The organism is Stenotrophomonas sp., from assembly GCF_036662295.1.
Taxonomy (GTDB): Bacteria; Pseudomonadota; Gammaproteobacteria; order Xanthomonadales; family Xanthomonadaceae; genus Stenotrophomonas.
The window spans coordinates 23,303-41,001 of the sequence record NZ_JAVWXA010000032.1 but is presented as its reverse complement, the minus strand read 5'-3'; the positions used below and the strand labels follow the sequence as shown (position 1 = coordinate 41,001).

Genomic DNA, 17,699 nt, shown 5'->3' with positions numbered 1-17,699 from the left:
TGTCCACCAGCATCAGGTGGTTCTGGGTGCCGCCGGAGACGATCTTGTAGCCGCGGGCGATCAGCGTGGTGGCCATCGCCTGGGCGTTCTTGACCACCTGCGCCTGGTAGGCCTTGAAGCCCGGCTCCAGCGCTTCCTTGAAGGCCACGGCCTTGGCGGCGATGACGTGCATCAGCGGGCCGCCCTGGATGCCCGGGAACACGATGGACTGCAGCTTCTTCTGCAGTTCCTCGCTTGCCCCCTTGGCAATGATGATGCCGCCACGCGGGCCGCGCAGGGTCTTGTGGGTGGTGGAGGTGACCACGTGGGCGTGCGGCACCGGGCTGGGATAGACGCCAGCGGCGACCAGGCCGGCCACGTGCGCCATGTCCACGAACAGCACCGCCCCGACCTTGTCGGCGATGGCGCGGAAGCGTGCCCAGTCCACCACCTGCGAATACGCCGAGAAACCGGCCACGACCATCTTCGGCTTGTGCTCCAGCGCCAGGCGCTCGACCTCGTCGTAGTCGATCAGGCCGGCTTCGTCCACGCCGTACTGCACCGCGTTGAACAGCTTGCCCGAGGCATTGACCTTGGCGCCGTGGGTAAGGTGGCCGCCGTGGGCCAGGCTCATGCCCAGGATGGTGTCACCCGGCTGCAGCAGCGCGAAATACACCGCCTGGTTGGCCTGCGAGCCGCTGTGCGGCTGCACGTTGGCGTAGTCGGCATCGAACAGGGTCTTGAGGCGGTCGATGGCCAGCTGCTCGGCGATATCCACGTATTCGCAGCCACCGTAGTAACGCTTGCCCGGGTAGCCCTCGGCGTACTTGTTGGTCAGCTGGCTGCCCTGGGCTTCCATCACCGCCGGGCTGGTGTAGTTCTCGCTGGCGATCAGCTCGACATGGTCTTCCTGGCGCTGGGTTTCGGCGGCGATGGCCTTGGCCAGTTCGGGATCGTAGGTTTCGATGCGGACGTCACGCGGGAACATCGGTTACTCCAGGCGGTTGAGGACAGCAGGCCTGCCATTGTAGGCGGGGCACCGGGCGCGGGCGACCGGCCCGGCGGGCCTTGCCGGGCGATTGTCGCATGGCCCCACCGGGGGCGGCGGCAGGTGCCAGCGCGCGCCGCGCCTGCACGCGCCCGCTGCCCCGCCCCGACAGCCGGCACTGCGCGCGCCGCAGCTGGCGCACATTGCAGCAAACCGTGACCAATTTCCTTGCAAGTCCGCAATTGCTTGATCCTTCTACTAAAGCTACGCCGCACGCGGCCGATACGCCCTGTCCAATCAGGGGACATCTCGCGTCATGCCTTCGTACCACGCCCGTCGCACCGCCGCGTTGCCGGCACACCGTCATTCCGCCCATGCCACAGCCCGCCGCGCCTCGCTGCTGGCGCTGGCGGTGGGCCTGGCCATCAGTGCCGGCGCGCACGCGGTCAACACCGCCCGCACCGCCGATGGCGACTGGAACGACGGCAACTGGAGCAACGGCACGCCGGGCGTGGCCGACCACGGCTTCGTGGATGGCTACCTGCTGCGCCTGCAGACGCCGGGCACGCAGATCTACCACCTTTACTTCGGCTCCACCGCGGACAGCCAGTTCGAGATGTCCGGCGGCGGCACGCTCACCACTTCCACCGCCACGCTGGGCGTGAATGCCGGCCGCACCGGCATCGCCATCCTGCGCGGCGCCGGCACGTCCTGGGATATCGCCGCCGATATCGGCGTGGGCCACCTGGGCCGGGGCGAGCTGTCGGTGCTGCAGGGCGCGCACCTGTACACCCACAATGCGTGGGTGGGCTCGATGGCCGGCAGCGACGGCTTTGTGATGGTGGACGGGGTGGGCTCGCGCTGGGATGCCGGCACGATCTACGCCGGGGCCAGCGGCAACGGCCGGGTGCAGATCAGCAACGCCGGCACCGTGGTGGCCGACCGCACCTTGATCGGCGCCTTCGGCGGCAGCGACGGGCTGGTGGTGGTGGCCATGGCCGGTTCGCAGTTGGACAGCACCCAGATCCAGGTGGGCGGCTCGGGCCAGGGTGAACTGCTGGTCCAGGGCGGCGCCCGCGTGCAAAGCACCAGCGCCCTGATCGGTGGCCCCGGCGGCACCGGTGTGGCCACGGTCAACAACACCGGCAGCGAGTGGAACAACGCCAGCGTGCTGACCATCGGCGCCGGCGGCCAGGGCAACCTGCAGGTCATCAACGGCGGCCGGGTGTCCACCCAGGGCCTGAACATGGCCACGGTGCTGGGTAGCGGCATCCTGGGCATCGGCGACGGCGCGGTGCTGGACAACGCCGGCGCCACCGCGACGCTGGGCGAAAGTGGCGTGGCCACGGTGGATGTGCAGGGCCAGCTGATCACCGGCGCGGCGATCCTGGGCGCACGCAGCACCGGCAGCGGCAGCGTGCACGTCACCGGCGGTGCGGGCAGCTGGCTGAGCACTTCGCTGGCGCTGGGCCAGGAAGGCAGCGGCACGCTGCGCGTGGACAACGGCGGCACGGCCACGATCGACGGGTCGATCCGGCTGGGCGATGCCAGCCAGGGCCAGGGCTCGCTGGTGGTGGGCAGCAACGGGCAGCTGGTGGTGGGCAATGCCTCGAGCCGGGAGACGATCAGCACCGGCGACGGCACCGGCAACGTGGTCCTGGCCGGCGGCGTGCTGCGCAATGCCGGCTGGCTGACCGTGCAGAGCACTGTGCAGGTGAGCGCGGCCTCCACGCTGGACACGCAGGGCACCCTCGGCATCGAGGGCACGATCAGCGGCAACGGCCTGCTGCGCAAGACCGGCGCGGGCGTGCTGATGCTCAGCGGCACCAACACCTTCGATGGCGGGCTGCAGATCGAGGCAGGCACGCTGTCGCTCAAGGGCAGCGCGGCGGCCGGGCGTGGCCAGATCACCCTGGGCGATGGCACGTCGCTGGGCCTGGTCAACATCGGCACGCTGGGCAATGCGCTGCGCCTGCAGGGCACCACCGGTGTGTGGGTGGCCAGCGGCGACAGTGCCACCCTCGGCGGCACGCTGAGCGGGACCAGCAGCAGCGTGCTGGAGAAGAACGACCGCGGCGAGCTGGTGCTGGGCGGCGGCGCGTTCAACGGCACGACCCGCGTCAACGGCGGCACGGTGCGTGCGATCGGCAACGCGATGCCGACCGGCAACATCGAGATCGGCAGCGCGGGCACGTTCAAGACCGACACCACGCGGGTGCTGCAGTACAACGGGCAGCTCAGCGGCGACGGCACCTTCGCCCAGGGCCGCCACTGGCTGACGCTGACCGGCGACAGCAGCGCGTTCGCGGGCACCACGGTGGTGGACCAGGGCCGGCTGATGGTGGACGGCGCCCTGGGCGGGCAGGTGAACCTGGTCAACGGCGCCTACCTGGCCGGCACCGGCCGCGTGGGCAGCGTGCACCTGCGCTCGGGCAGCGTGCTGGACCCGGGTGCGGGCCAGGGCGTGGGCAGGCTGACGGTGAACGGCGACCTGGTGTTCGACCCGAGCGCGACCTACCGGGTGGACGTGGCCGCCGATGGCAGCAGCGACCGCGTGGACGTGACCGGCGTGGCCACCCTGGGCGGTGCCGGCACGCTGGCGGTGGCCGCGGCCGGTGACTGGATGCCGGCTACCCGCTACACCGTGCTCAACGCCGGCGGCGGGGTGGACGGCACGTTTGCGGCGGTGAACAGCAACCTGGCCTTCCTCGACCCGCGCCTGGGCTACGACGCCAACAACGTGTACCTGACGATGACGCGCAATGACGTGTCGATGCCGGAGGTGGCGCTGGCGTTCCCGGACGTGGTGGTGAACGACAACCAGAAGGCGGTGGCCGGCGCGGTGGAAGCGCTGGGCAATGGCGCGGCGGTATATGACGCGGTGGTGCGCCTGGCGGTGCCGGAGGTGGTGCCGGCCTTTGACAGCCTGTCCGGTGAAATCCATGCGGCCCATCGCGGGACGCTGCTGCAGAACCGCTTCCTGCACGATGGGATCGACGGCCATCTGGACGGCACGGCAGCCAGCGGCGGGATCGCGCCGGGGGTGACGATGTGGGTGGCCGGGCGCAGCGGGCAGCGGCGCACGGATGCGACGGCCAACAGCGCGGGCAGCCGCACGCGGCAGCACGGGGTGATGGCCGGCGCGGGCTGGCAGATCGGCGAGGCGGTGGAAGTGGGCGTGGCCGCAGGCCAGCAGCAGCTGGACAGCCGCCTGCCCAACCGGGCAGCGCGGGCGGAGACAGACGCGACCGAGTACGGGCTGTATGCGCAGTACCGCTGGGAAGGGCTGCGCCTGCGCGCGGGCCTGAGCCGTGCGGACTACCGCACTGAAAGCGCGCGCACGGCGCAGGTGGGGAGCACGCTGAACGAGGCGCTGGGTGCGCGCGAAGATGCGACGGGGACGACGGCCTTCCTGCGGGCGGGCTGGACGTTCGGCGGCCCGCGCGTGCAGCTGACGCCGGAGCTGGAAGTGGCGCAGGTGCGACTGGAGAGCGACGGGACGCAGGAGCGCGGCGGGCACAGCGCGCTGCAGGTCGCGGCGGCACGCAGCGACTACCGGACGGGGCTGGCGGCGTTGAAGGCCGACTGGGACATCAGCGGCGGCGCGCGCGACGGTGCGATGCTGACGGCCCGGGTGGGCTGGCAATACGCAGACGGCGATCGTCTGCCGACGGCGGGCGCCCGTTTCGTGGAAGGCACGCAGGGCTTCACGATCGCGGGCACGGCCCTGGCCCGTCGCAGCGTGCTGGCGCAGGTGGGCGTGGCGGTGAGCCCGACGACCAACAGCCGGGTGTCGCTGCAGATGCAGGGGCAGCGCGGCGATGGCCAGCGCGAGGTCAGCGCACAGCTGGCGTGGTCGGTGGCGTTCTAGTTCACGGCCTGCGGTTCGCTGTTTGATTGAGAAAACGCGCTCTTCGGGGCGCGTTTTTTTTGATCGCGAGGACGAATCGGACATCCGGACATCCGGACATCCAGACATCCAGAAATCCCCAAAATTTCTGACGACCAACCCTAAAGACAACAGCCAGCACCCAGTTCAGGCGCAAGCGCCAACTGCGCCACCCCAGCAACCCGGGCCCCATCAGCACCAATCGCTCGTTGGTTCAAACCAGCCAAGCGCCGTTGCAATTCCCATGCGCACCGACCCACTGTCAGAGGGTGGGTACGGGCGGGGGTGCGGGACCGTTTTGCGCCATGGATGGCGCAAAAAGAGCCCCCATGGATGGGTTCACGGCGTGTCCCGCACCCCCGCCCGTACCCACCCCAGCCAGTAGCGCAACGCACTCGCAGGAACCGCTTCCGCCTTTGCTCCAAAAAAAAACCACCAACCAACCAAAGAAAGCCAAAAACCCAGAAGCAAAAGCGCTCGAAGCCCGGCGCGCCAGCGCCATCCACAACCCCACCACCACAACGAAGAACGGCGCCACAAGGGCGCCGTCCAGAATCAGAAAACCAGCCAACCGGCTTACCGATTGTTGATCACGTAATCGGCAATGATCCCCGTCGCGATCGCCACCAGCAGCAGATTGCCCCGGTCGTCCCGGATCCAGTGATGGTCACGTGGCGGACGGCGCACCGAATAGCGGCTGTAATCGTTCACCACGTACACCGGCCCACCGTAGTACTCGCGATAGCGGTGCCCGCGCGCCCACCCGTAGGAACCGTGGCCCGGCGCCGGCCGGTACACCACCCGCGGCGGCGGCGGGGCCGGACGGTAGTAGCCCCGGTGATCGTAGTAGCGCCGGTCGTGACGCGCCTCGCGGCGGTCATCGCGCCAGTCCCGACGATCGTGCCGGTCATCCCGCCGGTCGTGACGGCGGTCGTGACGGTCGTGGCGGTCGTGCCCCCGCCCGTGATGGTCGTCGGCGAAGGCCGGGGCCACCGTGCCCAGGGCCAGCAGCGAGGCCACGGCCCCGACCACAAATCGATTCATGCGCATGATTGGCCTCGCTTGGTGGGTTGATGGCTCCATCATGCGCACCCCGTCTGAACCGTCTCCGGCTGGAAACGGTTTCCAATTCAACGGCTTTGACGGCCCATTCAGGCGCCGGCAAGCCCCGCCCCCCCGGGCCGACCGGCGGCTGTCATCGCTTCCGGCTATAATTGGGGGTACCCCTTTATTCATCTGTTCCTGTTCCGTGTGGAACGGGCGCAGGGTTGCGCCTTCGGAGACCTCATGTCCTCGCAATACATCTACACCATGAACCGCGTCAGCAAGGTGGTCCCGCCCAAGCGGCAGATCATCAAGGACATCTCGCTGTCGTTCTTCCCCGGTGCCAAGATCGGCCTGCTGGGCCTGAACGGCGCCGGCAAGTCCACGGTGCTCAAGATCATGGCCGGCGTGGATACCGACTTCGAGGGCGAAGCCCGCCCGCAGGCCGGCATCAAGGTCGGCTACCTGGCCCAGGAACCGGAGCTGGACCCGACCAAGACCGTGCGCGAGTCGGTCGAGGAAGGCGTCGGCGAACTGCTGCAGGCCCAGGCCCAGCTGGATGCCGTGTACCTGGCCTATGCCGAGGAAGGCGCCGATTTCGATGCCCTGGCCAAGCAGCAGGAAAAGCTGGAGGCCATCCTTGCCGCCGGCGACGTGCACACCCTGGAGAACCAGCTGGACGTGGCCGCCGACGCGCTGCGCCTGCCGCCGTGGGATGCCATCGTGGGCAAGCTGTCCGGTGGTGAAAAGCGCCGCGTGGCGCTGTGCCGCCTGCTGCTGCAGAAGCCGGACATGCTGCTGCTCGACGAACCGACCAACCACCTCGACGCCGAGTCGGTGGAATGGCTGGAACAGTTCCTGGCGCGCTACACCGGCACCGTCGTGGCCGTCACCCATGACCGCTACTTCCTGGACAACGCCGCCGAGTGGATCCTGGAACTGGACCGCGGCCGCGGCATTCCGTGGAAGGGCAACTACACCGACTGGCTGATGCAGAAGGACGAGCGCCTGAAGCAGGAAGACAACCAGGAAAAGTCGCGCCAGAAGGCGATCCAGAAGGAACTGGAATGGTCGCGCCAGAACGCCAAGGGCGGCCGCACCAAGGGCAAGGCCCGCCTGGCCCGCCTGGAAGAGCTGCAGTCGGTGGATTACCAGAAGCGCAACGAAACCAATGAAATCTTCATCCCGCCGGGCGAGCGCCTGGGCAACTCGGTGATGGAGTTCAAGAACGTCTCCAAGAAGTTCGGCGACCGCCTGCTGTTCGACAACCTCAGCTTCCTGGTCCCCGGTGGCGCCATCGTCGGCATCATCGGCCCCAACGGTGCCGGTAAGTCGACCCTGTTCAAGATGATCACCGGGCAGGAAAAGCCGGATTCGGGCGAGATCACCGTCGGCCCGACCGTCAAGCTGTCCTACGTGGACCAGAGCCGCGACGCGCTGGAAGGCAACCACAACGTCTTCCAGGAAATCGCCGGCGGCCTGGACATCCTCAACATCAACGGCATCGAGATCCAGTCGCGCGCCTACATCGGCCGCTTCAACTTCAAGGGCCAGGACCAGCAGAAGCTGGTGGGTTCGCTGTCCGGTGGTGAGCGTGGCCGCCTGCACATGGCCAAGACCCTGCTGCAGGGCGGCAACGTGCTGCTGCTCGACGAACCGTCCAACGATCTGGACATCGAAACCCTGCGTGCGCTGGAAGATGCGCTGCTGGAGTTCCCGGGCAACACGTTCGTTATTTCGCATGACCGCTGGTTCCTGGATCGCATCGCGACCCACATCCTGGCCTTCGAAGGCGATTCGCACGTGGAGTTCTTCCAGGGCAACTACCGCGAGTACGAAGAGGACAAGCGCCGCCGCATGGGCGACGACGCCGCGCCCAAGCGCCTGCGCTTCAAGGCGCTGAAGTAAAAGAATGCAACACGGCCGCGCACTGCGCGGCCGTTTTGCATTCTGGTAGGTCACGACCGTTGGTCGTGACACCCGCGCGCTCTGCGCGGCCGTTCTGCATTCCGGCAGGTCACCACCGTTGGTGGTGACACCCCGTCGTCGCGAGAAATCTCCATGTCCCTCCCCGAACGCCTGTTCCAGCTGCAGCAGCACGGCACCAGCGTGCGCACCGAGCTGCTGGCCGGGCTGACCACCTTCCTGACGATGTCCTACATCGTCTTCGTCAACCCGGACATCCTGGGCACCACCGGGATGGACCCGGGCGCGGTGTTCGTGGCCACCTGCCTGGCCGCCGCCCTCGGCTCGCTGGTGATGGCGCTGGCGGCCAATTTCCCGGTCGGCATGGCCCCGGGCATGGGCCTGAATGCGTTCTTCGCCTTCACCGTGGTGGGCGCGGCCGGCCTGCCCTGGCAACAGGCGCTGGCGGCGGTGTTCATTTCCGGGCTGGTGTTCCTGGTGCTGTCGCTGACCGGCGTGCGCGCCTGGTTGGTGGCGGGCATCCCGCCGTCGCTGCGCGCGGCGATCGTGGCCGGCATCGGCCTGTTCCTGGCGATCATCGCGCTGCAGAAATCCGGGGTGATCATCGCCAACACCGACACCCTGGTGGCGCTGGGGCCGCTCAATACCGCCCCGCCGCTGCTGGCCCTGGCCGGGTTCCTGCTGATCGCGATCCTGGAGGCCCGCAAGGTGCGCGGGGCGATCCTGATCGGCATCCTGGCCGTGACCGGCGCGGCATGGGCGCTGGGTGATGTGAAGTTCCACGGGCTGATCTCGCTGCCGCCCAGCCTGGCACCCACCTTCCTGCAGCTGGACCTGCCCGGCCTGCTGCACCACGACGGCGGCGCGCCGATCGCGGTGCTGCTGCAGGTGGTGCTGGTGTTCGTGCTGGTGGAGGTGTTCGATGCCACCGGCACGCTGTATGGCGTGGTCGGGCGCGCCGGGTTGTTGAAGCTGCCGGGCGCGCAGAAGCGCTTCGGCCGCGCGCTGCTGGCCGACAGCACCGCGATCGTGGCCGGCTCGCTGCTGGGCACCAGCAGCACCACCGCCTTTGCCGAGAGCGCCTCGGGCGTGCAGGCCGGCGGCCGCACCGGGCTCACCGCGCTGGTGGTGGCCGCGTTGTTCCTGGCGGCGCTGCTGTTCTCGCCACTGGCAGCGATGGTGCCCGGCTATGCCACCGCCCCTGCCCTGCTGTTCGTGGCCGGGCTGATGCTGCGCGAACTGGTGGACGTGGACTGGGGCGACCTGACCGAATCGGTGCCCGCCGCGTTGTGCGCGCTGGCGATGCCGTTCACCTATTCCATCGCCAACGGGCTGGCGTTCGGGTTCATCGCCTATGCGGTGCTCAAGGCCGGCACCGGCCGCTGGCGCGAGGTGCACCCGGCGGTGTGGCTGGTGGCCGGGCTGTTCGTGCTGCGCTACGCGCTGGAATAAACCCGGCGCGTCGGTTCACCCCTCCGCCACGCGGCTCTGGGATGATGGCGGCATGAGCGATGCTTCCCTGCCGTCCGATCCGTCTTCGCCGTTGCGTCGCCAGCTGCTGCGCGCGGCCCTGCTGGCGCCTGCCGTGGGCGCGCTGGCCACCCTGCCCGGCTGCTCGATGCCGGTGCAGGTGGACGGCACCTTCCTGCAGCCCTGGCGCAGCCACCTGGACTGGACGATGGCCGACTGGCAGCGCTCGCTGCGGCTGGCCCAGCGACTGGGCTGCAAGCGCCTGGTGCTGCAGTGGAGCGGCATCCATGGTGCGCCGGAAGGCGACTGGCAGTTGTCCGATGCCAGCCTGACGATGCTGTTCACCGCGGCCAGCGAAGCGGGCATCCGCGTGCGCGTGGGCCTGCCGTTCGAACAGTCCTGGTGGAAGGCGATCGGTGGCGACGACGCGGCGCTGCAGGCGTTCTTCGCCGACAGCCTGGCGCGCGCGCAGCAGTGGCTGGCGCAGGCCCCGTGGGCGCGCCTGCAGGCCTTCGGCGGCTGGTATGTGCCCTACGAGATCGAGCAGTACCACTGGGCCGATCCGGCCCGCGTGCAGTGGCTGGTGCAGTGGCTGCACGGGCTGCAGCAGGCCACGGCCGCGCGCGGCGGCGACTGCGCGGCCTCCACCTATTTCAGCCGGTTGCAGACCACCGGCCGCCTGGAAGCGGTGTGGGCCAGCGTGCTGGACCAGGTGCCGTTGCGGCCGATGGTGCAGGACGGGGTGGGCGTTGCCGGCGCCGGCAACGTGCAGGAACTGCAACCGCTGCTGGCCATGCTCGGCCAGCGCGGCGTGGCCTTCGATGCGATCGTGGAGCTGTTCCGCCAGTTGCCGGGGCAGACCAACGACGGCACCGAGTTCAAGGGCGAGACCGCCGAACCGGCGCGGATCGAACGGCAGCTGGCCTGGGCACGCGACAGCGGGGCCGAGCACGTGCTGGTGTATGCGCTGGACCCGTGGCTGTCGCAGGACACGCCGCAGGCCAAGGCATTGCGTCGGCAGTGGGGCGTTTAAACGCGCGTACCGACCAACGGTGGATAGCCAACGCGGCCTGCGTTACAGCGTGCGGCCGATGATGTCGCGCAGGATCTCGCTGCTGCCGCCGAAGATGCGCAGCGCGCGGGCGTCGGTCCAGGCGCGGCCGATGCCGTATTCGCTGCTGTAGCCGTAGCCACCATGCAGCTGCAGCAGCTCGTCCAGCACCTGGCCCTGCAGTTCGCTGGCGTTGAGCTTGGCCATCGCCGCGACGGTGGGATCCAGCCGCCCCGCCAGCTGCTCGGCCAGGCACTGGTCCAGGAAGCGGCGCAGCATGGTCAGCCTGGCCGTGGCGCCGGCCAGCACGAAACGGGTGTTCTGGTGGTCGATGAGAAAGCGCCCGAAGGCCTTGCGCTGGCGCACGTAGGCCACGGTCTCGGCGAGCATGCCTTCGGCCGAGGCCGCCGCGCGCAGGGCGATGGCCATGCGTTCGGCCGCCAGTTGTTCACCCAGGTAGTCGAAGCCGCGCTGTTCTTCGCCCAGCAGGTGCGAGACCGGCACCGCCACGTCCTCGAAGAACAGCTCGGTGGTGTCCTGGGCGTGCTGGCCGATCTTGAGCATCGGCGCGCCGCGGGTCACCCCGGGCAGGTGGGTGTCCACGCAGAACAGGCTGAGCCCGCGCGCGCCCAGCTCGGGCGCCACGGTGGCCACCACCACCACCACGTCGGCGTTGCTGCCGTTGGTGATCCAGGTCTTCTGGCCAGTGAGGCGGTAATGGTCGCCTTGGCGTTCGGCACGGGTGCGGATGGCCTTGAGGTCGCTGCCGGCACCCGGCTCGGTCATGGCGATGGCGCCGATGGCCTCGCCGCGGGCCATCGCCGGCAGCCAGCGCGCGCGCACCGCGTCGCTGCCGTACTGCATGAGGTAGGGCGCGACCATGTCCGAGTGGATCGAGAAGCCGATGCCGAGGAAATTGGCCCGCGCCAGTTCCTCGATCACGCAGGCGGCGTGGCCGATGTCGCCGCCCAGGCCGTAGGGCTCGGGCAACTGGCAGTTGAGCAGGCCGGCCTCGCCCGCCGCCCGCCACAGCGCGCGCGGGGTGATGCCATCGCGCTCCCACTGCGCGTAGTACGGCGCGATCTGCTCGGCGATGAAACGCCGGACCTGATCGCGGAACAGCTCGTGGTCTTCGCGGAATACCGGACGCGCCTGCATGGGATCAGCGGCCCACCGCGTCGGTGCCGCTGAGCTGGCCCTGCAGCACCGGAGCGCTGGCGCTGCCGGTCAGGAACAGGCTGTAGTGGTCGCCGGGCTGCAGCGCCGGCAAGGCCAGCGGCGCGCTGTCCTTGGCGCCGCAGCCGGCCACCAGGCGGGCCTTGACCGGGTTGATGCCGCGCGCGTTGCTGCTGCCGGCGGCCACCGCCGGGAACACCACCGGGCCCTTGTCGGCCATCGCCAGGCGCCCCTGCGCGCAGCCGCTGGCCAGGTTGTAGAAGCGGATTTCGGCCTTGAGCGCATCGCTGGTGCCGCCGCCGTCGGCGAGCACGGCCAGCGGCCGGGTCGGGGTGGCGGCATCGAGCACCAGGGTGGTGAAGCTGCCGGCGGCGACCGCGGCCTGGCTGCGCGGCTTGCCCGCCACGCGTACGTTGAACGGCTTGCCCCCTTCGACGATGGCGTAGCGGGTGGCGCGCGTGGCCGGGCCGATGTTCTGCTCGGCGCCGTTGCCGAGCGCCACCTTGAGCGCGGCGCTGCCGGGGTTGAGCACGCGCACGAAGGCCGAGCCGGCCGGTGGGCGCGGCGCGTACAACTGGGCCAGGCGGCCTTCGGGTGCGGCCTGCTGGGCGGGCGCGGACAGGGGCGCGAGCGCCAGCAGGGCGGCGGCGAGCGGGATCAGGGTGAGCTTCATGCGGTGGGTTCCTTGCTGCGGAGCGTGCGCGCCAGGGCATAGCGCTGCTCCAGTTGTCGGCGATCGACCTTGTTGCTGTTGCCGGTGGGCAGCGCATCGACGGCGATGAGTTCGGAGGGAATCATGTAGGGCGGCACCCGGCGACCGAGCTGCTCCTTCCAGTCCTGCAGGGCCGGTGGCAGCGGCTGCACCGCGCCCTGCCCCGGCTGGGCCAGTTCGACGAAGCCGATCATGCGCACCAGGCTGCCATCGGGGCGACGCAGCACCACCGCCGCGCCGGCCACCACGCCGGCCAGGGTGGACAGTGCGGCGTCCACTTCGGCCAGCTCGATGCGGTAGCCGTTGAGCTTGATCTGGTCGTCCTTGCGGCCGCGGAAGTACACCCGGCCCTGGTCGTCCAGGTCGCCGAGGTCGCCGCTGCGGTAGGCGCGCTTGCCGTGGTGCTCGAACAGCACGCCCTGGTCCAGGTCGGGGCGGTCCAGGTAGCCGCGCATGACGTGGTCGCCGGCCATGCAGATTTCGCCGTCGTCGATGAAGACCTCGGCATAGGGCTTGGCCACCCCGATCGGGAAGGGGTTGGGCGCGGCCGCGCGCAGGGCCGGGTCGATCTCGACCCAGGTGGTGGAACAGGTGGCCTCGGTGGGGCCGTAGGAGTTGATGATGCGCGCCTGCGGGAAGCTCGCCCACAGCGCTTCGGCCACGCGCGGGGTGAGCGACTCGGCGCCGAACACGAACACCCGCAGCGACGGCAGGTGCTCGGCGGTGAAGCGCGGGTTGAGCATCTGCTGGCGCACGAAGGACGGCGTGGAGGCCCACACGGCCACGGCCGAGTGGCGCAGGTGCTCCACGAAACGCTCGCTGTCGGCGATGACCTCGCGTGGGCACAGCACGCAGCTGCCGCCCAGGCCAAGTGCGCCGCACAGGTCGAACAGCGAGAAGTCGAAGCTGAAAAGCATCTGGTTGAGGAAGGCCGGCGCCGGCCCCAGTGCCAGGCAGTCGCGGATCCAGCCGGTGAACAGCGCCACGCTGTCCCGGCCGATCTGCACGCCCTTGGGGTCGCCGGTGCTGCCGGAGGTGAACATGATGTAGGCCAGGCCGGGCACGCTCAGCGCGCGCGGCGCGTCGGCGCCGGGGCCGAAGCGGTCGGTGGCCGCGTCGTACACCGCGCCGGCGTGGGTGAGCTGGGTGATGCGCTGCAGCCGCGCCGGCGGGTTGATGGTGTCCACCGGCACGTAGGTGACGCCCATCTGCAGGCAACCCAGCATGGCCACCACGAAGGCGGACTGCTTGTGCCCGGAGATCACCAGCGCATGCCCCGGCTGCACGCCGGCGGCCTGCGCGCGGGCGATCCAGGCCTGGGTGGCGGCATGCAGCCCGGCCCAGTCCAGGCTGCCGTCGGCATCGTGCAGGGCCGGCGCCTGCGGTGCGTGGTCCAGCTCGACGAAACGGCAATGGTCGAAATCGAAACGCATGCGGGCGGCTCCTGCGGGTGGGTGGGCTCAGCGCTGGTGCGCGGCCACGTAGTCGGCCAGCACCTGCACCGAGTCGACCAGGGCATCGATCTCATCGACCGGCAGGGTCACGCCCAGGCGGTCCTTGACCTCGACCATGAGCTGCACCTTGGACATCGAGTCGAACAGCGACTCCATGTATTCGTCCGGCTGCACGCGGGTGCCGATCACCGACTCGACGATGTCGATGAGCTGGGCCTGGAGGGTCTGGATATCCATCGGGTTCACCTTGTCAGAACTGGAAGTAGAGGAAACGGGATTCTTTGTGCAGGCTGAGCAGCGACAGCCCCAGCATCAGCAGCATCACCAGCAGCCATTGCCAGTTGGGCTGCCAGCGCATCCACGCGCGCGGGGCCGGGCTGGGCTTGGCCAGCGAGGGCGAGTACACGCCCATGATCTGCTGGGCGTTGGGTGCCAGCCAGACGATGGCCAGCAGCACCAGGATGTAGAGCAGCTGCACGTGGTGGCCCGCCAGCAGGCGCCAGCTGTCGGCCAGGCCCATGCCGCCAAGGTAGCCCAGGTTCTCCAGGCTTTCCCAGCCCCGCACGCCGAACATGGCCTGGACCAGCTCCCAGGCATCGTGCACGCCGTCGGCGCGGAAGAAGGCCTGGGCCACCAGCACCGCGCCGAAGGTGAGCAGCACGTAGCCGGCGTGCTGGTACCAGCGCAGCTGGCGCAGCGCGGCCGGCTTGCGGCCACCGACGAACACCCGCCAGGCGTGGTTGATGGACAGGTAGCCGGCATGCAGCAGGCCGAAGATCAGGAACTGCAGGCCGGCGCCGTGCCAGATGCCGGCCAGGCCCATCGCCCACACCGTGGGCAGCACGATCATGGACAGGAAACCGCCGGCCGAGGCGACCGCGGCCGGGCCGGTGGCGCGGCCATGGCGGGTGCGCCAGCGGGTGACCGCCATCGCCACCGGGTAGTACAGGTAGGCGGTGATGTAGCGGGTGAGGGTCATGTGCCAGCGCGCCCAGAAGTCGATCACGCTGGTCGCCTTGTAGGGCGAGTTGAAGTTGAGCGGGAAGCGGATGCCGAACATGCGGGCCAGGCCGAGCGCCATGTCCGAGTAGCCAGAAAAATCGAAGTACAGCTGCAGCGCGTAGCTGAGCGCGGTGGCCCATGCACCCCAGAACTGCACCTCGCCGGTGGAGGCGAAGCCCGCATCGGCGTAGGGGGCGATGGTGTCGGCCAGCAGCACCTTCTTGGCCAGGCCGATCACGAACAGCATGCCGCCCACCGAGAGGTTGTCGGCCTGGAAGCGGTAGGTTTCGCGCTTGCTGAACTGCGGCATCATCTCCTTGTGGTGGAGGATGGGGCCGGCGATCAGGTGCGGGAAGAAGGTCACAAACAGCACGTAGCTGAGCGGGCTGCGGTCGTTGACCACGCCGGCCCGGCAATCGAGCAGGTAGCCGATCTGGGTGAAGGTGAAGAAGGAAATGCCCAGCGGCAGGATCAACGCATCCATCGGCCCGACATTCAGGCCCAGCTCGCCGACGAAATTCACCATCGCCGCGAAGTACTTGTAGTGCACCAGCAGCAGGATGTCGGCGGCCACGCCGAGCGCGGTGGCCAGCAGCTGCAGCCGGGGCCGCTTGGCCAGCGACAGGATCACCAGGCTGACCAGGTAGTTGAACAGGATCGAGCCGGACAGCAGCACCACGAACTGCGGGTTCCACCAGCCGTAGAACACGATGGAGGCCACGCACAGCCACAGCGCGGCCAGGCGCGGACGCACCGCGCCGAGCGCGTAATGCACGCCGAGCGCGATGGGCAGGAACACCAGCAGGAACAGGAAGGAGTTGAAAAGCATCGTCCGTAGCGCTCAGTCGATCTGGGCCAGCGTTGCCTGCTCACCGTCGGTCAACGGCAAGGACAGGGCCATTTCGGAGAATTCCCAGACCACCAGCTTCAGCGTCGGCGGCCATTGCGCGCGCTGCGGCCAGGCGGCCAGCAGCGCACCGGAGAACTGCCCGCCATCCAGGCTCTGGTTCCACACTTCGCGCCCGAGCGCATCGCCGAGGCGTTCGGCGAACAGGCTGCGGCGGCCGTTGGAGCTGCCCAGCAGCAGCACCTCCACCGGCGGGGTGTCATCGAGCAGGCCGCCGCTGCGCTGCGGGGCGATCACCTGCGACGGCTCGCGGTCCAGCGCCGGGCGCCATGCCGGCGGCGCTTTCTCCAGGCCGGCCAGCACGATCAGGTCGCCCATGCGCGGTGTGGCCGGCCCCGGCGCCCCCACCTCGAAGGCCTGGCTGCCGCGGCCACCCAGCAGCGGCAACGCCGAGGCCGCCACCGCCTCGGCCGCGCGCTGGGCGCCGAGGCGGTTCATGTGCACGTCGGTGCGGAAGAACACCGGTGCCTGGCCGGCCTGCAGCACCGGCAGCAGGTCGGTGGAGGGCACCTGCGCCGCGCGCAGGGCCTGCTGCCACTGGCCCAGCCGCGCGCGCATGGGCTCGGAATGGCGCAGCCCGCAGGTGTGGGCCTGCTCGATGCGCGATTTGTCCGGCACCGCCACCACCAGCAGCTGCACGCCCTGCGCCTTGAGCTGCGCCGACCAGTGCTGCATCAGTCGCACGCGCTGGGCCAGCACCTGCGCGCCTGCCCCCGGCGGCGGGCGCAGGCCGTCGCGATAGAACAACCAGTCCGGGCAGCCCAGCGCCACCTGCGGGCCGAGATCGCCGAGCAGGCGATAGCGCAGCGCGGCGGTGGCCAGGTCGGCCTGGGCCTGCACCGGCAGCTTGAGCGCCTCGTTGATGGCACGCCCGGCCTCGCCATCGGCCCAGCGCGCCGGCGCCAGCGACGCGGCGGGAATCTTCGCCTTGCCCAGCATCCAGCCGCCGGCGAGCAGGCCGATGACCAGCAGGACGATCACCACCGCGGCCAGCGGCCGGTGGGCGCCGGCCGGGGCCGCCGGTGGCAGGGGCGCGGGTGCGCCGGGACGTGCACTCATCGGGTTACTGCCCCAGGGCCTTGTTCAACCGCACGGTCCATTGCTGCGGCGTCATGATCGAAGCGTTGTCCCACTGGCCACGCGCTTCCGGGCCCTGCACGTAGGACGGCTCGAACATCTGCCACACCAGCACCTGCGGCTTGTGCTGGCGGAACTCGGGCGACTCCAGGTATTCCAGCAGCATCACCCAGTGGCCGACGTTGCCGGGTTTCCAGTTCACCGACACCGGGCGATCGAGCACGTTGGAGAGCTTCTGCGGGAAACCGAAATACGGCTGCACCATGCTGTGCCCGGTGACATGCACCGGGGCCGGCGCGTCATCCAGCAGCGACTGCTGCTCGGCCTGGCGGCGCACGGTGAAGGTGTCGCGGCCGATGGTCTTGCGCTGGTCATCGGTGAGGAACAGTTCGGCCAGGTCGCCGAAGCGGCGCTCCTTGATCTCGCTGCCCAATGCCATGCCCGAGCCCGCCTCGCCCGCCAGGCTGGGCACCTGCTGGTGGATCTGCGCGGCCACGGCCACGGCCACCGCATCGGCGGCCGGCTGGGTCCAGTGCTGGTCGCTGCGGTAGAACACCTCCTGCCCGCCCTGCTTGACCTGGCGCAGCACCTGCAACGCATCCACGGCTGGCACGCCGGCCTTTTCCAGCCCGTCATGGACCAGCGCGTAGCGGCCGCGCACGGCCTCGCCCAGGCGCTTGCCCTCGGGCAGCTTGTCCTCGTAGAACAACGCCTTGTCCGGCAACACCAGCACTTCCAGCTTCACCCCGGCCGCGGCCAGCGCGGTCCGCGCCTGTGCGATCAGCTGGGTGTTGCGCGCGATGGCCGGCGCATCGACCTCGGTCAGGCTGCCCCATGCCGGGAACAACCAGCCCTCCTTGCCGATCAGCACGATGGAGGAATCCTGGTTGGCCGCGGCCGGCGCGTTGGCCGGCACGGTCTGGGCCAGCACCGGGGTGGCTGCGCACAGCGCGCTGCACAGCGCGGCCAGCAGCATCGGGCGCAGGCGGGGGGAAAGGGCGGAGGATCGGGCGTGGGTCATCGT

Annotated in this window: 13 protein-coding genes; 4 read left to right on the top strand and 9 right to left on the bottom strand. The window is 69.6% G+C overall.

Annotated elements, in window-relative coordinates:
- Positions 1-967: serine hydroxymethyltransferase (gene glyA / locus RSA25_RS08680; protein WP_332808492.1), on the bottom strand; the 967-nt coding region annotated here is incomplete at its 3' end.
- Between the two features lie 316 nt (positions 968-1,283).
- Between glyA and RSA25_RS08675 the strand changes: the two genes are divergently transcribed.
- Positions 1,284-4,838 (top strand): autotransporter domain-containing protein, encoded by a 3,555-nt coding sequence (locus tag RSA25_RS08675; RefSeq protein ID WP_332808491.1) that lies wholly within the window; start codon positions 1,284-1,286, stop codon positions 4,836-4,838.
- A 594-nt stretch (positions 4,839-5,432) separates the two neighbouring features.
- On the opposite strand, the gene RSA25_RS08670 is transcribed toward RSA25_RS08675, so the two are convergent.
- Positions 5,433-5,906, bottom strand: a complete 474-nt coding sequence (locus RSA25_RS08670; RefSeq protein ID WP_332808490.1) for an RcnB family protein — start codon at positions 5,904-5,906, stop codon at positions 5,433-5,435.
- Positions 5,907-6,143: 237 nt separating this feature from the next.
- Between RSA25_RS08670 and ettA the strand changes: the two genes are divergently transcribed.
- The 3 genes from ettA to RSA25_RS08655 all read left to right on the top strand — a co-directional run bounded on the left by ettA (position 6,144) and on the right by RSA25_RS08655 (position 10,329).
- Positions 6,144-7,808: an energy-dependent translational throttle protein EttA gene (gene ettA / locus RSA25_RS08665; protein WP_332808489.1), complete on the top strand. Its 1,665-nt coding sequence runs from the start codon at positions 6,144-6,146 to the stop codon at positions 7,806-7,808.
- A gap of 153 nt (positions 7,809-7,961) precedes the next feature.
- The gene (locus tag RSA25_RS08660) at positions 7,962-9,278 is read left to right on the top strand and encodes an NCS2 family permease (protein WP_332808488.1); all 1,317 of its coding nucleotides are present in this window, start codon (positions 7,962-7,964) and stop codon (positions 9,276-9,278) included.
- Positions 9,279-9,330: 52 nt separating this feature from the next.
- A complete protein-coding gene (locus RSA25_RS08655; RefSeq protein WP_332808487.1) occupies positions 9,331-10,329 on the top strand; it encodes a DUF4434 domain-containing protein in 999 nt (332 codons plus the stop codon).
- A 42-nt stretch (positions 10,330-10,371) separates the two neighbouring features.
- Here the strand turns inward: RSA25_RS08655 and RSA25_RS08650 are convergent, their stop codons facing one another.
- Genes RSA25_RS08650 through RSA25_RS08620 form a run of 7 tightly spaced genes read right to left on the bottom strand, consistent with a single transcriptional unit; the run spans position 10,372 to position 17,696 of the window.
- Positions 10,372-11,505 carry an acyl-CoA dehydrogenase family protein gene (locus RSA25_RS08650; protein ID WP_332808486.1) on the bottom strand — a complete coding sequence of 378 codons (1,134 nt, stop codon included), beginning with the start codon at positions 11,503-11,505 and terminating at the stop codon, positions 10,372-10,374.
- 4 nt (positions 11,506-11,509) lie between these two features.
- The gene (locus tag RSA25_RS08645; protein ID WP_332808485.1) at positions 11,510-12,196 is read right to left on the bottom strand and encodes an alginate O-acetyltransferase AlgF; all 687 of its coding nucleotides are present in this window, start codon (positions 12,194-12,196) and stop codon (positions 11,510-11,512) included.
- The gene (locus RSA25_RS08640; protein ID WP_332808484.1) at positions 12,193-13,668 is read right to left on the bottom strand and encodes an AMP-binding protein; all 1,476 of its coding nucleotides are present in this window, start codon (positions 13,666-13,668) and stop codon (positions 12,193-12,195) included. Before RSA25_RS08640 ends, RSA25_RS08645 begins: the two co-directional genes overlap by 4 nt.
- A gap of 27 nt (positions 13,669-13,695) precedes the next feature.
- On the bottom strand, positions 13,696-13,926 hold the full coding sequence (locus RSA25_RS08635) for a phosphopantetheine-binding protein (RefSeq protein ID WP_332808483.1): 231 nt from the start codon (positions 13,924-13,926) through the stop codon (positions 13,696-13,698).
- Positions 13,927-13,939: 13 nt separating this feature from the next.
- The gene (locus RSA25_RS08630) at positions 13,940-15,520 is read right to left on the bottom strand and encodes an MBOAT family O-acyltransferase (protein ID WP_332808482.1); all 1,581 of its coding nucleotides are present in this window, start codon (positions 15,518-15,520) and stop codon (positions 13,940-13,942) included.
- Between the two features lie 12 nt (positions 15,521-15,532).
- Entirely contained in the window at positions 15,533-16,657 is a 1,125-nt protein-coding gene (locus RSA25_RS08625) for a cell division protein FtsQ (protein ID WP_332808481.1), read from the bottom strand.
- 4 nt (positions 16,658-16,661) lie between these two features.
- A complete protein-coding gene (locus RSA25_RS08620) occupies positions 16,662-17,696 on the bottom strand; it encodes a twin-arginine translocation pathway signal (RefSeq protein WP_332808480.1) in 1,035 nt (344 codons plus the stop codon).
- Positions 17,697-17,699: the final 3 nt, after the last annotated feature.